The following is a 14,897-nucleotide window of genomic DNA, read 5'->3' as shown; positions in this document are numbered from 1 at the left end:
ATGAAGGCACGCATTCTGGTAGTTGACGATGACGAAGCGCTGGCCGAAATGATTGGGATTGTTCTGCGCAATGACGGCTTTGAGCCGGTTTTTTGCGCCGATGGCAGCCAGGCGCTGGACATTTTCCGTTCATCGAAGCCTGACCTCGTGCTGCTTGACCTGATGCTGCCCGGCGTGGACGGCATCGAGGTCTGCCGGCAGATCCGCTCCGAATCGGACGTGCCCATCGTCATGCTCACGGCCAAGTCGGATACGTCCGACGTCGTCCGCGGCCTTGAGTCCGGCGCAGACGACTACGTGCCCAAGCCGTTCAAACCCGCCGAACTCGTGGCACGCGTGCGTGCCCGCCTGCGGCCCGGCGACCAGAAGGCGCCTGAAACGCTGCGGATCGCTGACATCACCATCGACGTGGCTGGCCACACCGTGAAGCGTGCCGATGAGCGGATTTCCCTCACGCCCCTGGAGTTTGACCTCCTCGTAGCCCTGGCGCGGAAGCCCTGGCAGGTGTTCACCCGCGAGCTGCTGCTGGAGCAGGTCTGGGGCTACCGCCACGCGGCGGACACCCGGCTGGTCAACGTCCACGTCCAGCGCCTCCGGTCAAAAATTGAACGGGATCCGGAAGCTCCCGAAGTTGTATTGACGGTTCGTGGTGTCGGCTACAAAGCAGGTTCCTGAGCCCTCAGGACCAGAAGCGCACCGCACCCCGGACCTTCCCGCAGCCAAGGGCCCGGAGCACACGGATGCGCTGCCGTTGGAGCTGGCAACGCTGCCATTCCGGGCACGGATCTGGCGGCGCCGCGGAGTAATCGTGGGGTTACGGGTGGGCCGCCTTGTCCGTCTCGGCGTGACCCGTTTCTTCCCTGCGGTCCGTTTTGCCGGGCGGGCCATGCGTCGACGCTGGCGCCGGTCCCTGCAGTTCCGGACAGTCCTCACCACGCTGCTGTTGGCCGTGACATCCTTTGGCGCCGTGGGCGCCTACCTGTCCAACCAGATCGCCAACAACCTGTTCCAGGAGCGCCTCACCCAGGCCGAATCCGAGACCCGTTACTACGTCAAGCAGGTCCAGGAGACGTTCGACGGCGCCCAGGTCACCGACCAGTCCAGCGTCATCACCCTGGTCTACGACACTTTGAACGCGGTGGAGGGCCGCGGCTCCGTCATCCAGCGCCGCTACGTTTTCGAAGCCAAGCCCGAACAGACCAAGCCCCGGAACCGCTGGGTGGAGTCGCGGGCCTCGGACCAGCTGACCGTCAGCGTCATCCCGCCTGAACTCCGTACGGCGGTACAGGGTTCAGGCAAGGACCAGTACTGGGCCTCCACCGTGATTCCGGTAGGTACCGAGGACAGGCCGGGCATCGCCGTGGGCAACCTGGTGACCTTCAACGGGACCGTGTACGAGCTCTACCTGATCTATGACGTCAACACCGCCCAGCAGACGCTCGACGAAATCCAGGGCGTCCTCCTTGCCGGCGGCGCGGTTCTGGTGCTGATGATCGGGGCCATCGCCTGGTACGTCACCCGCAATGTTGTCAGCCCGGTCAGCCACGCTGCCCTGGTGTCGGAGAAGCTCGCTGCCGGCCAATTGCAGGAGCGGATGGTGGTCAAAGGCGAAGACGAGGTTGCCCGCCTCGGGGCATCGTTCAACCACATGGCCGCCAGCCTCCAGGAGCAGATCACCCAGCTGGCCATGTTGTCCCAGATGCAGCAGCGGTTTGTCTCCGACGTCTCCCACGAGCTCCGCACGCCCCTGACCACCGTCCGGATGGCCGCGGAAGTGTTGTACGACGCCCGCCACGACTTCGACCCCATCAACAAGCGCTCCGCGGAACTCCTGTATAACCAGGTGGAGCGGTTCCAGTCCCTGCTGGCCGACCTGCTCGAGATCTCCCGCTTCGACGCCGGCGTGGCCATGCTCGACGCCGAGCCCGAGGACATCCTGCAGGTGATCGCCCATGTCATTGACGGGGCAGCGCCCGTCGCGGCCGAATACGGCTCGGAGATCATCCTCCGGGCTCCCGCCGTGGGAATTGTCGCGGAGATGGACGCCAGGAGGATCGACAGGATCCTGCGGAACCTCATCCTGAATGCAGTGGAGCATGGCGAAGGCAGGCCGGTCACCGTGACTGTCTCAGCCAACCAGTCAGCGGTGGGAGTTGCAGTCCGGGATCAGGGGATCGGCATGACCCCGGCCGAGGCCGCCCGGGTCTTTGACCGGTTCTGGCGTGCGGATCCGGCGCGGGCCCGCACCACCGGAGGCAGCGGACTGGGCCTGTCCATCGCAATGGAAGACACCAAACTCCATAACGGCTGGCTGCAGGCATGGGGAACCAAGGGTAGAGGGGCCAACTTCCGACTGACCATTCCGTTGCGCCAGGGCGAGGAGATCGACCGCTCACCTGTGCAGCTTGAGCCTGAGGACATCATCCTCCCCGACGTCCCACATTCGAAAAACGTGCTGGTCCTGGGGCCCGGCCCCACTGGGGCGCCTGATGTCCCCGCTGGCGGCGGACGTGGCCAGGGCGCCGGGCGCACCCCTGCCGGGACGGGCGCAACACCGAAGGAGTCTTCATGACGGGACGAAAAGTGCGGGCGATGCTGAAGAGGAGCGTTGTGCTGTTCGTCGTTGCCCTGGTGCTGGCGTCCTGCGCGCGCATTCCCACGGCCGGGCCGGTGGGGAAGAGCGCGGAAGGCAGCGCCGGCAACGTCAACGCACCGGTGTTCCTCCCGGCCGCTCCCCAGCCCGGCGCTACTCCAGAAAACATCATTGATTACTTCTACCGTGCCGGCACCGGATACGAGGGGGACTACGCGGTGGCCCGCGAATACCTGACGCAGGCAGCGTCAGTATCCTGGAAACCCGACCAGCGCGCGCTGGTGTACCGCGAGGCGAAAGTGGTGGGCACCGGCGTCGACAACGTCTACAACTACCAGCTGGACGTTGCGTACAGCGTGGATGTTGACGGCATCGCCACCCAGATGCCCGAAGGCACCATCGAGAACATTCCGGCCACTCTCACGCAGGTGGACGGCGAATGGCGGATCTCAGCCATCCCGGACGGAACAGCGATCCCGGAGGAAACCTTCAAGGTCATCTACGGCGCCTACCCTATCTACTTCTACGATCCCAGCTTCACCTATGCCGTGCCTGACGTCCGCTGGTTCATCAAGAACAAGACCGTCAAAGCCATGACCAGTGCCCTGCTGGCCGGCCCCGCGCCGTACCTTCGCGGCGCGGTGGTGAGCGCCTTCCCGTCCGGCATCAAACTCGCCCGCGAATCAGTTCCGGTGGTGTCCGGCGCCGCGCAGGTGGACCTCACCGCCAAGGAACTCACGGAGGCGTCCACGGAGGACAGGCTCCGGATGCAGACGCAGCTTTCGCTCACGTTCCGCAGCCAGCCCGACGTCGTTAATGTGGAGTTGCATGCCAACCAGGACCTGGTCCGCGTCGAAGACAACGGTTCCGTATTGCCCCCGGTGCGGGACAAAAACGTGCCGGTCCGCGAGATCGCCGTCAGCGGCAATGAGCTGGTGCGCTACGAAAACAACAGGGTGTCCCCGCTGCCGGATATGCAGCCAGTTTCATCGCTCGGGCCCCGCTACCCGTCGGAATCCCCGGTGTCCCAGACCGTTGCCTTCCTCAACGAAAGCCGGACGACGCTCTACAGCATGGTGCCGGGACAGCCCGCCCGTGCGCTGACAACGCGCAGCACCATTACGCACCCGTCCTTCAGTATTCATGACTGGGTGTGGGCCGCAGGGCCGGGAGCTACCGGCGGCACGGAGGTGGTGGCCTACCGGCCCATCGGAGTTGCCGAAGGTGCCGCCGTTCCCACCGTTACGCTCACGCCGTCGTGGTTGGCCGGAAGAACCGTCAAGGAGCTGAGGATCTCCCGCGAGGGCGTCCGGGCGCTGGTCATTTCGGAACAGAACGGCAAGACGAAGGTGCAGATTGCCGGGATCATCCGGAACGCCGACGGGACGCCCCGGGAACTGACTGCCCCGATCACGCTGGTGGCTTCCGGTGACCCGGACCAGGGCGTCTGGGTGAACGACACAACGGTCGCCGTGATGAAAGCCTCGGCAGGCTCGAACGTCACGCCGGAGCTGCTGTCCCTCACCACCGGACAACCCCAGCAGTTGGCGCCGTGGCCCGGCCTTGTGTGGCTCAGCGCCGGCAACGGGCTGGAGGAAATTTACGGCCAGTCGGCCGAGGGCATCTTCCAGCGGCTCGGCAACGGCTGGTCGCCCCAGCTGAAGGGCCCCATCGACCCCTCATTCCCTGGGTAGCTTTCCACATAGCGCGGACCAGCGGTTCCGGGGCTGCGATACGTACGCCACCATGGGGTGTGACCGAAGTTCAGCCCGGACGTCCTCCTGCTCGCCACGCTCCTGCCCGCCACCCGCCGGCTCGCCACGCGCGTGCGCGCCGGTCCGGGGGCGGCGTTGAGGGCCGCTCCGGGGGAAGTCCCGCCAGAAATGCGGCAAGCCTGGATCCGGACCTCCTGCCGCCTCCGCTGCAGTCCGCCAAGCATCGCGGCGGCCACCGCCGCCGTTGGCTGCGGGCCGCCGACCAGATGGGCGTGGCCGCGGCGGAGTTGCTGGCCCTTGCCGTCCCTGTGGACTGCGTCTGCTGCGGTGCGGAGGACCTGGCCCTGTGCGTCATGTGCGAACGCCACGTCCGCCTGTTGACCAGGCACCCGTTCCGGGCAGAGGAGCAGGCGCCGGCCCTGATGAACGTTGACGGCGGCCTGATCCTTCCCGTGGTGGCGGTCGGGGTGTACCGCGAGGAGCTGGCGCAGGCCGTGCTTTCGTTCAAGAGCCATGGCCAGCACCAGCTCACGTCAGTCCTGGCGCGCGGACTGGGGCAGGGCATCGCCGCGTCCGTGGCCGGCGTCGACGGCGTCTGCCTGGTTCCGGTGCCCAGCAGTACGGCCGGCTACATCAAGAGGGGATTCAGCCCGGTCCACCTCCTGCTCGCAGAGTTGCGTAGGGGGACCACCATCCGCGGTACACCGGTGGTGGACGTGATCCGGAAATCCCGGCGCCGCGCCGCACTGGAGCGGCTGCCTGGAGGCCAAAAGGGACTCGGCCGCGGGGCCAGGGCCAGCCGGGTCAAGGGGTCCATGAAGGTCCCGAAACGCCAGCGCGCGCGGGTGGCCGGACGCCGCTGCATCATTGTCGACGACGTCCTCACCACGGGGGCCACACTCGCGGAAGCAGCCCGCGCGCTGCACGTCAGCGGTGCTGTGGTGGTGGGGGCGGTGGTCCTTGCCGCGACACGCCCGCCGGATTCAGCTGGCGGCGAATAGCCCGCCCCGGGAGCTGGCGGAACGCCGCCCGTCTTAGAAAAAAATAAACGAAGAAAGGATGAATAACAGGTGGCTATGAACTAACGTCGGTTGTGGGTACCAAGAACAAGTTGTACCTTTCGATGGCGGCTCGGAAAGGGGCTCGACTGTCAAGCAGATCGGCCCGTGGGATGTGCCGCCGTCGTGTCACCGAAGTCATTTGGAGGGCACCATGGAGTTTATGATCAGCGGACGAAATCTGACGGTCTCAGACCGCTTCCGCGAATACGCCGGTGAGAAGATCTCGAAGATCGAGTCACTTGGCGACAAGGTCCAGCGGGTTGACGCGAAGGTTTCCAAGGAAACGAATGCGCGCCAGACCGGCGACCAGCTCACCGTTGAAGTGACGGTTCTGGGCCGGGGACCCGTAATCCGTGCCGAAGCCAGCGCCGCAGACAAATTCGCCGCGTTCGATCTCGCCTACACCAAGCTGCTGGAACGTCTCCGCCGCGCCAAGGACCGCAAGAAGGTCCACCACGGGCGCCACACCCCCAAGGCAGTACGTGAAGCCACCGCATCACTGGAACCCGCGAGTACCAGTGAGCCCCTTTATGTCGAGGCGAGCCATCGCAGCGAAACCCAGGCAGCACCTGTTGAACGATCGCCCTACGAGGTCGATAACGACATTCCGGCTGGGGACTCCCCGGTGCTGATCCGGCGCAAAGTTTTCCCTGCGGCCTCCCTCACCCTTGACGATGCTGTGGACAACATGGAGCTCGTGGGCCACGATTTCTACCTGTTTGTGGACAAGGCCACCAACACGCCCTCGGTGGTCTACCGGCGCCGTGGCTGGACGTACGGGGTGATCACCCTGGACCACGAATGCGAACCGGGGAACACCGCCGTCGAAGAAAAAATCCTCGCCTACCGTTCCGATGACGAGGCTGCAAAAGTCTAGGGTGGTTTACACCCCTCAATGAAAGGACTGATGTGCCAGCGACGCTGAGCCTTAACCAGGCCCGGCGGATCGCCCTGGCAGCTCAGGGACTCGACAAAGGACGGCCCGCCGGCCCCGTGACCTCACGGACGGTGGGCCGGACCTTTGCCCGGATCCAGCTTGTCCAGATCGATTCCGTCAACGTGTTGTCCCGCAGTCACTTTCTGCCCTTCTTTTCAAGGCTCGGCAACTACGACCGCACCATCCTTCAGCGGATGGCCAGCTTGCCTCCCAGGCGAATGATGGAGTACTGGGCCCACGAGGCCAGCTTCATCCGGCCCGAGCACTTCCAGGACCTCCGCTTGTGGCAGAAACGCACGTGGGTGGGTGCATCCGCCCTCGACCCGGAGCTGCGCGACGCGGTGGCCGGAAAGATCTTCGACGCCCTCGCCGCCGGGCGGCCCATGACGGCGGCGGAACTGACGGTGAACATCGGGCACGTGGAGGACCGTCGGGACGACAACTGGGGATGGAACTGGAACGCCGTCAAACGCGTGCTTGAAGACCTGTTCGAGGCGGGCACCATTTCCGCGGCGTCCAGAACCGAACAGTTCGAGCGAAAGTACACCCTGACGGCAAGGGTGCTGCCGCGCCGGCTGGCCCTCGAACCCACCCCGGACCCTGTTGAGGCCATGCATCGTCTCATCGACGCGGCCGCACAAGCCCATGGCATCGGAACCGTGAAGTGCTTCGCCGACTACTTCCGTACACCGGTCAAGGCGGCCGCCGCCTCGGTGGACCATCTGGTCAGCATAGGGAGGCTGGAGCCGGTGGCTGTCGCCGGCTGGGACCGGAAGGTATTCCTCCATGCCGACGCCACAATGCCGCGGCGGGCGGCAGGGCGGGCCTTGCTCAGTCCCTTTGACTCCCTGGTCTTCGAGCGGCGCCGGCTCGAGGAGCTCTTCGGGTTCCATTTCCGGATCGAGATTTACACGCCCGCGCACCTCCGACGCTTCGGGTACTACGTCCTGCCCTTTCTCCTGGGTGACACCATCGTGGCGCGGGTGGACCTTAAAGCGGACCGTGCGGCAGGAAATCTGCTGGTCAGGTCCGCCTACAGTGAGCCGGACGCACCGCCAGGGACCGCCGTCGAGCTCGCCGCCGAGCTGGAACTGTTGGCCGAATGGCTGGAGCTGGACAACATTGTGGTCAGCCCGATCGGGGACCTGGCGGAGTCCCTCGGCACCGCCCTGCGTCACCGCGCCGGTCCGCTCCGCTCTCAGGGAACACCGGCCGCGTGGCCTGTGTCTCTCCCGTAGACTAAAAACGCCAGAATTCGGCAGCATAAGACTGGGAGTATCTTCACGTGGCATCACTTATCGAAAAACTTCTCCGCACGGGTGACAAAAAAACCCTGCGGCAACTGCGGAACTATGCCGACTCCATCAATGCGCTCGAAGACTCGTTCAAAACCTTCACGGATGCTGAGCTCCGGGAGGAAACTGACCACCTCCGCGCCCGCCACCGGGACGGCGAGCACCTGGACGATCTCCTCCCGGAGGCATTCGCCGCCGTGCGTGAGGCCTCATCCCGCACCCTGGGCATGCGTCACTTTGACGTCCAGCTCATGGGTGGCGCCGCGCTCCACCTCGGCAATATCGCCGAAATGAAGACTGGCGAAGGCAAGACCCTCGTGGCCACCGCGCCCGCCTTCCTTAATGCCCTCACCGGCAATGGCGTCCACGTCATCACGGTGAACGACTACCTTGCCGAATACCAGTCAGACCTTATGGGCCGGGTCTACCGTTTCCTCGGCCTGACCAGCGGTTGCATCCTGTCCAACCAGGATCCCGCGGTGCGCCGGCAGCAGTACGCCGCGGACATCACCTACGGCACCAACAACGAATTCGGCTTTGACTACCTGCGCGACAACATGGCGTGGGACCAGTCAGAACTGGTCCAGCGTGGCCACAACTTCGCCATTGTTGATGAGGTCGACTCCATCCTCATCGACGAAGCCCGCACGCCGCTCATCATTTCCGGCCCTGCCCAGGGCGACACCAACCGGTGGTACAGCGAATTTGCCAAGGTGGTGCAGCGCCTGAAGGCCGGCGAGGACTACGAGGCGGACGAGAAGAAGCGCACCGTCGGTGTCCTCGAAAGCGGCATCGAAAAGGTGGAGGACTACCTGGGCATCCAGAACCTCTACGAATCCGCGAACACTCCGCTCATTGGGTTCCTGAACAACGCCATCAAGGCCAAGGAACTGTTCAAGCGGGACAAGGATTACGTCATCCTCGACGGCGAAGTGCTGATCGTTGACGAACACACCGGCCGCATCCTGGCCGGGCGCCGCTACAACGAGGGCATGCACCAGGCCATCGAAGCCAAAGAGGCCGTGGAGATCAAGGCCGAAAACCAGACCCTGGCCACGGTGACGCTCCAGAACTACTTCCGGATGTATTCCAAGCTGGCAGGCATGACCGGCACGGCCGAGACTGAGGCCGCCGAGTTCATGGGCACGTACAAGCTCGGCGTGGTGGCCATCCCCACCAACCGGGACATGCAGCGGATCGACCAGTCGGACCTCGTGTTCAAGAATGAAAAGGTGAAGTTCGACGCCGTTGTGAAGGACATTGCCGAGCGTCACGAACAGGGCCAGCCGATCCTTGTGGGCACAACGAGTGTCGAAAAGAGCGAATACCTTTCCGGGCTGCTCGCCAAGGAGGGCATCAGGCACGAAGTCCTGAACGCCAAGAACCACGCCCGTGAAGCGGCCATCGTTGCGCAGGCCGGACGAAAGGGTGCTGTTACGGTGGCCACCAACATGGCAGGCCGCGGCACTGACATCATGCTGGGTGGCAACGCCGAATTCACTGCGGTGGCCGATCTGGCCAAGCGCGGGTTGGACCCGGAAGAGAATTCCGAAGAGTACGAGGCCGCTTGGCCGGCTGGCCTGGAGTCGGCCAAGCAGTCCGTAAAGGACGAACACGAGGAAGTACTGAACCTCGGCGGGCTGTATGTCCTGGGAACTGAGCGGCACGAGTCCCGCCGCATCGACAACCAGCTCCGTGGCCGCTCCGGCCGCCAGGGCGACCCCGGCGAATCACGCTTCTACCTCTCCCTGACCGATGACCTGATGCGGCTCTTCAATTCCGGCGCGGCCGAACGGCTGATGAACAGTTCCGTCCCGGATGATGTGGCGTTGGAATCGAAACTGGTTTCCCGGGCCATCGCGTCTGCCCAGGGCCAGGTTGAAGGCCGCAACGCCGAGCAGCGCAAGAACGTCCTCAAGTACGACGATGTCCTGAACCGCCAGCGCGAAGCCATCTACGGTGACCGCCGCCGGATCCTCGAAGGTGACGACCTCCACGAGAAGGTCCAGTTCTTCGTGGAGGACACCATCACCGCCCTGATCGACTCCGCCACGGCCGAAGGCAATGGCGATGACTGGGACTACACCCAGCTGTGGACCAACCTCAAGACGCTCTACCCCGTCAGTGTCACAGCGGAGGAGATCATCGAGGAAGCCGGCGGCAAGTCCAAGCTCACTGTTGAATTCCTCAAGGAGGAGCTGCTCTCCGACGCCCGCGTGGTCTACCAGACACGGGAAGAGACCATCGGCGCCGAGAGCATGCGCGAGCTGGAACGCCGCGTGGTGCTCTCGGTCATCGGGCGCAAGTGGCAGGAACACCTCTATGAGATGGACTACCTCAAGGAAGGCATCGGACTGCGCGCCATGGCACAGCGTGACCCGCTGGTGGAATACCAGCGCGAGGGCTTCGTTATGTTCCAGAGCATGATGGAGGCCATCCGCGAGGAAAGCGTCGGTTTCCTGTTCAACCTTGAAGTTGAGGTGACTCCGGCCCAGGATGTGGTGGTGCCCGACGCAGCAGGTGGCCACACCGAGCACGTTGAGCCGCAGATCCGCGCTGCCGGCCTGGAGGCGCCGGAGAAGCCGGCCCAGCTGCAGTACACGGCTCCCGGCGAAGACGGCGCATCCCAGACCCGGGTGGAGGGTCGTGTCTCTTCACGGTCCGGAAATCCCGCAAAGGCTGCAGCGCAGGACGCCACCAAGCGTCCGGCCAGGAAAAAGCGCCGCTGACAGCAGGGATCGAGCCTGATCAGCCATAGGTCGGCACTGCAATAGATCGTCACTGAAATAGTTCGACACTGGAAGTGCCCGGAGCCTCAGCTCCGGGCACTTCTGCATTCGTGGGCAAGCGGCTCAGCCGACCATAAACTCGGTCACGCGCCAGACCTGCTTGCTGCGCTCAAGCCGGACCGCTACAGCCCGTGCCCGGATGTCATCAACCACCACGGCGCTTGCCTCATAGATGCCCGGGGCGACCTCGCAGGCGCGGACTGAACGCACGATGGAGTTCTTGTGCAGCCGGGCCAGGGACGGCGAGGCAGAGCGCGACTGTTCGCGGCGGATCAAGGCCGCACGGTGCTGCAGCACGGCGAGGCAGCGCGGATCCAGACGGCGGGCGAGCTGGTGGATCGGCCGGATGCCGGCGAGGACTTCCATGGCCGCCTGCACGGTACTGCGTGTGATCGCCAGGATTTCGGAGGCTTCGTCTGCCGCACGCAGCGGCACGACCGGCGCGGTAGTGGTGCGCGGAGGAACCTGACGGACTGCTGCCGCGCCGCCCGGGTTGACCGTGGCGGAGCGGATTGGCGTAACTGCGTACATGTGATTCCCCTTGATCGTGAGCTGATGAATATCGGAACGTCGGTTAGGCCGTGGAAGGTGCTTTCAAAATCTGCCCGGGCAGCAGGACATGCGGGCTTTCGCCGATCCGGGATTTGTTGACCTCGTACCAGCGGGGCCAGTGCAAGGCGACATCCACATCCGAAGCCGCCGGGCCCAAGTGGCGGGAGGCGATGTCCCAGAGTGTGTCGCCCGCCAGTACCGTGACCTCACTCAATGGCGCCGGTGGGCCCTGTTCCGCCCGGACGGGCTGGGCCGCCAGCAGGCCGGGGTCCGGGACCGGCCTGCTGGGACGCCAGTCTGGCCGGACCGCCGCCGCAGGAGTTTCGGTGGTCTGTCCTCCCGTGTCTGCGGGGTTTTTGCCCTCCGGTTCCGGGAGCTGCCGGTGGCCGCTTGTGGGAGACCACTGGGCCTGGATGGCTGCGCCGTGGACCGGTACGTCCTGGACCGCCACTTCCTGCGTGGGTACCCAGGCGGGTCCGGCCGGTGGGACGGCTGCGTGAGCCAGCGGTGCCGACAGCAGTTGCACCGACAGTGCGGCCACAGCGAGCCGGCGCATAAATGCCGGGCTGCACTTGCCGGCCCTGTCGGCGGCCCGCCGCCTGCCGCACCTGCCCAGGACGGCAGCCGCTGACGCCAAAACCATCGAGAAGATCCACCACGCCACGATGGCCAGCCCAGCGGCGACAGCCACGGCACCAAGTAGGTCATCGAGGTCCGGGCCTTGCCGGCGTGCTGTGGACAGTTGCCATCGACCCACCATGCCACCGCCGGCAACGCAGAGGAAGAATCCCAACAGGAGGATGGACGCCGCCATGACGGCGTCTGCCCGGAGCCCACGTGCTGTAGCTGCCGTCATGATGTTCCTATCTCATGTTTGATGCTGTTTGATGCCGTTTGATGAACTTAGATTCAGTTTGACGCAGCTGTGCTGGATTTGTCCAGAGACTGGAGTGAAGTCGTTGGTGAATTGACCGCGAACAAACCCGCACCCTACGCTTGGCCCCATGCGTTGGGATGCTCTGTTCAGTGATATGGAGGCACAGTTCGCCGAGGGCGAGCGGCTGGCCGTCGATGCCGAGATCTCTGAGCGGGCAAGAGCGGAAACAGCCTCCGTCGCTCTGGCTGACCGCTTGCGGGGTTCCCTGAATAGCCACGTGGCCGTGTACCTTGCGTGTGGGCGCGCCTTCGAAGGAACCCTGAGCCATGCCGGCGCCGATGCGCTGGTCCTGAACGAGTTGCGTCACCAGGTCCTGGTCCCGTACGGTGCGGTGGCACGCTATGCGGGCCTTGGCCGCGGCTCCGTGGCCGAGACTTCGCAGGTGCGGCGCCGGATCGGATTGGCGCATGCGCTGCGGGGCCTGGCGCGGGACCGGGCCGAACTTGCAGTCACTCTGCGCCACGCGCCGGAAAGGGATATCGGGCTGGCCGGAGTCATCGACCGGGTGGGCAGTGACTTTTTGGACCTGGCGCTGGTCAGTCCCGGGGAGTCCCGGCGGGCATCACAGGTCCGGCAGGTAGCCACGATTCCGTTTGGGGCGCTGGGTGCCCTGCGGTCACGGAGTGCAGGGGAACTGTAGCCGCGGGCCGGATCAGCCTTGCTTGGCTTTGGCTTCCTGGATCATGCGGCTGGCCTCGGCGTAGCGCTCTTCGATGTATTGCTCCAGCATCTTTTCCTCGACGCGCCACTGCCCGCGCCCACCCACCTGGATGGCCTTCAGTTCTCCGCTGCGGACCAAGGCATAGGCCGCCGGCGAGTTGATTTGCAGCTGTTCAGCAACATCGGCGAGAGTCAGGAATCTGGGCATAGCTCCATTTTGCCATTGAAGGCGTCATCTGGTGCGGTTATCCACAGTTTGATGTTGTTTGGTCTTTTGACTTTTGTTCCGGGGTCCATGCCGTAACAATGAGGTGTCCGGACGCAGCCAGCCGCCTGGACCGGAGCTAGGGGGAGAAGAGCATGAGCCACGATGCTGTTACTACAGGTGCCAGGCTGAAACCGCCGTCGTGGAAGGATCCCCGGCTGCTGGTTGGCGTGCTGCTGGTCCTGGCATCGGTGGTGGGAGTGATCTCGCTGGTTGGCAGCGCTGATCAGACCACCGAGGTTTACGCCGCCCGGGACTCCATTGCGGTGGGTGAGAAGCTGACCACGGACAATGTGGTCCGGGCCAAGGTCCGCCTGGGTGAGACCGAACAGCATTACGTCACCGTTGAAGCAGGGCTCCCCGACGGGTTGGTCGCAGTCCAAAGAATCGGCAAGAACCAATTGGTGCCCAAGGAAAGTCTGGCCACTGTGGATTCGTTGGACCGCAAGCCCGTGGCCGTGACCATTGAGGAGGCACTGCCGCCGCAGGCGGTTGCCGGGACCCGGGTGGACGTCTGGGTTGCCTTGCCGGATGCCCGCAACGGCTTCAGTGAGCCGAAGCTCCTGCTGCCCGGCGCGGAAATTGCACAGGTGACCGCCGGCTCGACGGCTTTGGGGTCCTCCCGCAATACGGTGCTGATGGTGCTGGTTGCCGACGGCCAGATGCCGGCCATCCTCGGCGCGCAGGCGAACCAGGCCAAGATTTCAGTGGTGTGGAACCCGGGCGGGGCCTCATGAGCATCCCCGTGGTCACCGTGGGCCAGGCCCGCGAGGACGTGGTGGGCGGGTTGGAGCGGCTCCATGGTCCGGTCACGGTGGTCCGTCGCTGCACCGAACTGACGGAACTGCTGGCGGCCTGCCAGAGCGGCCTGGCACGGGCCGCGGTTGTGGCCGACGGCTGCGAGGGCCTGACTGCTTCGCTCGTTGATCGGCTCGGTGCCGTGGGCGTGGCGATCATCGCCCTCACGGATGACGCCGACGAGGCTGCCAGGCTGCGCGGGATCGGTGTGGCCTCCGCACTGACCGGCGTAGAGTCCGCCGCCCTGGCCGGCAGGATTGCCGAGGCCGTTGCCCAGCTGACAGGCACCGCCAGGGATGCAACGTTCGGGAGCGGGCTGGGGGACACCAGCGCTGCGTTGCGTCAGCGTCCCGCAGACCAGGCGGACGTGCCGCCGGCCTCCGGGGAGGGCAAGATCATTGCCGTGTGGGGTCCCGCCGGTTCACCCGGCCGGACCTTCGTCGCGGCCAACATCGCAGGGGAACTGGCTGCGGATGGGAAATCCGTGCTCCTCGTCGACGCCGACAGTTACGGGGCCAGTATCGCCGCAGTCCTTGGCCTGCTGGATGAATCTGCGGGGATCGCGCAGGCCTGCCGGCTTGCGGACCAGGGACTGCTCGACGCCGATGCGCTGCTGAAGGTGGCCACACCGGTCACCACCAAGCTTGGAACTTTCCGAGTCCTGACCGGGATCACCCGGGCGGACAGGTGGACCGAACTACGGGCAGCAGCCCTGTCGCTGGTGCTGGAGCGCGCGAAGGAGGTTGCCGACGTCGTGGTTGTGGACACCGGCTTCTGCCTGGAGGCGGACGAGGAACTCAGCTTCGACACGATGGCTCCGCGCCGGAATGCCGCGACCTTGCGGACCCTGGAACTGGCGGACACCGTCTATGCCGTGGGGGCCGCCGATCCGGTGGGGGTTCCCCGGCTGGTCCGCGGACTCGCGGAGCTTGAGTTGGCAGTCCCGCAGGCGTCGCCTGTTGTGGTGATGAACAAGGTCCGGGCGGCGGCGGTGGGGAGGTCCCCGGAACGCCAGCTGAAGGATGCGTGGGAACGGTATGGGCCGTCGTCGCAGATCGCGGTCTTCCTGCCGGCGGACAGCCCCGCAGCTGATGCGGCGCTGCTCGGCGGCTCGCTGCTGCTCGAAACGGCGCCGGATTCCAAGCTCAGGCAGGCGATCGCTGAATTGGTTTGTGCACCTGTCCAGCGATCTTCACGATCCTCTGTATTTTCTTCCACACCGAGGCGTCGCCGAAAGGGTTAGGCTCGCCGTAGGAGCTGCGACGGTGCAGCATCAAACTTGTGATGGAGGCGTT

At 65.1% G+C, this 14,897-nt stretch carries 13 protein-coding genes; 10 read left to right on the top strand and 3 right to left on the bottom strand.

The window, feature by feature from the left end:
* The 7 genes from mtrA to secA all read left to right on the top strand — a co-directional run bounded on the left by mtrA (position 1) and on the right by secA (position 10,330).
* The gene (mtrA, locus tag ACX80V_RS01265; protein ID WP_056343773.1) at positions 1 to 675 is read left to right on the top strand and encodes an MtrAB system response regulator MtrA; all 675 of its coding nucleotides are present in this window, start codon (positions 1 to 3) and stop codon (positions 673 to 675) included.
* A complete protein-coding gene (gene mtrB / locus ACX80V_RS01260) occupies positions 650 to 2,572 on the top strand; it encodes an MtrAB system histidine kinase MtrB (protein ID WP_485841762.1) in 1,923 nt (640 codons plus the stop codon). The genes mtrA and mtrB overlap by 26 nt, the downstream gene beginning before the upstream one ends.
* Positions 2,569 to 4,287 carry an LpqB family beta-propeller domain-containing protein gene (locus ACX80V_RS01255; protein ID WP_485841643.1) on the top strand — a complete coding sequence of 573 codons (1,719 nt, stop codon included), beginning with the start codon at positions 2,569 to 2,571 and terminating at the stop codon, positions 4,285 to 4,287. Before mtrB ends, ACX80V_RS01255 begins: the two co-directional genes overlap by 4 nt.
* Positions 4,288 to 4,346: 59 nt before the next feature.
* On the top strand, positions 4,347 to 5,309 hold the full coding sequence (locus ACX80V_RS01250) for a ComF family protein (RefSeq protein ID WP_485841642.1): 963 nt from the start codon (positions 4,347 to 4,349) through the stop codon (positions 5,307 to 5,309).
* A 211-nt stretch (positions 5,310 to 5,520) separates the two neighbouring features.
* On the top strand, positions 5,521 to 6,246 hold the full coding sequence (gene hpf, locus ACX80V_RS01245) for a ribosome hibernation-promoting factor, HPF/YfiA family (protein ID WP_485841641.1): 726 nt from the start codon (positions 5,521 to 5,523) through the stop codon (positions 6,244 to 6,246).
* Between the two features lie 32 nt (positions 6,247 to 6,278).
* The gene (locus tag ACX80V_RS01240) at positions 6,279 to 7,544 is read left to right on the top strand and encodes a winged helix-turn-helix domain-containing protein (protein ID WP_485841640.1); all 1,266 of its coding nucleotides are present in this window, start codon (positions 6,279 to 6,281) and stop codon (positions 7,542 to 7,544) included.
* Positions 7,545 to 7,591: 47 nt separating this feature from the next.
* On the top strand, positions 7,592 to 10,330 hold the full coding sequence (secA, locus tag ACX80V_RS01235; protein ID WP_485841639.1) for a preprotein translocase subunit SecA: 2,739 nt from the start codon (positions 7,592 to 7,594) through the stop codon (positions 10,328 to 10,330).
* Positions 10,331 to 10,453: 123 nt separating this feature from the next.
* Here the strand turns inward: secA and ACX80V_RS01230 are convergent, their stop codons facing one another.
* A complete protein-coding gene (locus ACX80V_RS01230; RefSeq protein WP_056343758.1) occupies positions 10,454 to 10,921 on the bottom strand; it encodes an Rv3235 family protein in 468 nt (155 codons plus the stop codon).
* Positions 10,922 to 10,964: 43 nt separating this feature from the next.
* The gene (locus ACX80V_RS01225) at positions 10,965 to 11,798 is read right to left on the bottom strand and encodes a LysM peptidoglycan-binding domain-containing protein (protein ID WP_485841638.1); all 834 of its coding nucleotides are present in this window, start codon (positions 11,796 to 11,798) and stop codon (positions 10,965 to 10,967) included.
* Between the two features lie 148 nt (positions 11,799 to 11,946).
* On the opposite strand from ACX80V_RS01225, the gene ACX80V_RS01220 reads away from it, so the two are divergent.
* Positions 11,947 to 12,519, top strand: a complete 573-nt coding sequence (locus ACX80V_RS01220) for a hypothetical protein (protein WP_485841637.1) — start codon at positions 11,947 to 11,949, stop codon at positions 12,517 to 12,519.
* A gap of 12 nt (positions 12,520 to 12,531) precedes the next feature.
* Here the strand turns inward: ACX80V_RS01220 and ACX80V_RS01215 are convergent, their stop codons facing one another.
* Positions 12,532 to 12,747 (bottom strand): helix-turn-helix domain-containing protein, encoded by a 216-nt coding sequence (locus ACX80V_RS01215; protein WP_104062208.1) that lies wholly within the window; start codon positions 12,745 to 12,747, stop codon positions 12,532 to 12,534.
* A gap of 152 nt (positions 12,748 to 12,899) precedes the next feature.
* Here ACX80V_RS01215 and ACX80V_RS01210 point away from each other — a divergent pair, with 152 nt between their 5' ends.
* Both ACX80V_RS01210 and ACX80V_RS01205 read left to right on the top strand, forming a co-directional pair.
* A complete protein-coding gene (locus tag ACX80V_RS01210; protein WP_485841636.1) occupies positions 12,900 to 13,541 on the top strand; it encodes a hypothetical protein in 642 nt (213 codons plus the stop codon).
* Entirely contained in the window at positions 13,538 to 14,845 is a 1,308-nt protein-coding gene (locus ACX80V_RS01205; RefSeq protein ID WP_485841635.1) for a CpaE/TadZ family protein, read from the top strand. Before ACX80V_RS01210 ends, ACX80V_RS01205 begins: the two co-directional genes overlap by 4 nt.
* Positions 14,846 to 14,897 lie beyond the last annotated feature (52 nt).

This window comes from Pseudarthrobacter arbutini (assembly GCF_054510915.1).
Note: the sequence above shows the minus strand (reverse complement) of the source record. Positions and strands in the feature narration are given on the sequence as shown.

Coding starts and splice junctions, on each gene's coding strand:
- mtrA (WP_056343773.1), top strand. CDS start 1: ATGAAGGCACGCATTCTGGTAGTTGACGATGACGAAGCGCTGGCCGAA.
- ACX80V_RS01255 (WP_485841643.1), top strand. CDS start 2,569: ATGACGGGACGAAAAGTGCGGGCGATGCTGAAGAGGAGCGTTGTGCTG.
- hpf (WP_485841641.1), top strand. CDS start 5,521: ATGGAGTTTATGATCAGCGGACGAAATCTGACGGTCTCAGACCGCTTC.
- ACX80V_RS01230 (WP_056343758.1), bottom strand. CDS start 10,921: ATGTACGCAGTTACGCCAATCCGCTCCGCCACGGTCAACCCGGGCGGC.
- ACX80V_RS01225 (WP_485841638.1), bottom strand. CDS start 11,798: ATGACGGCAGCTACAGCACGTGGGCTCCGGGCAGACGCCGTCATGGCG.
- ACX80V_RS01220 (WP_485841637.1), top strand. CDS start 11,947: ATGCGTTGGGATGCTCTGTTCAGTGATATGGAGGCACAGTTCGCCGAG.
- ACX80V_RS01215 (WP_104062208.1), bottom strand. CDS start 12,747: ATGCCCAGATTCCTGACTCTCGCCGATGTTGCTGAACAGCTGCAAATC.
- ACX80V_RS01210 (WP_485841636.1), top strand. CDS start 12,900: ATGAGCCACGATGCTGTTACTACAGGTGCCAGGCTGAAACCGCCGTCG.
- ACX80V_RS01205 (WP_485841635.1), top strand. CDS start 13,538: ATGAGCATCCCCGTGGTCACCGTGGGCCAGGCCCGCGAGGACGTGGTG.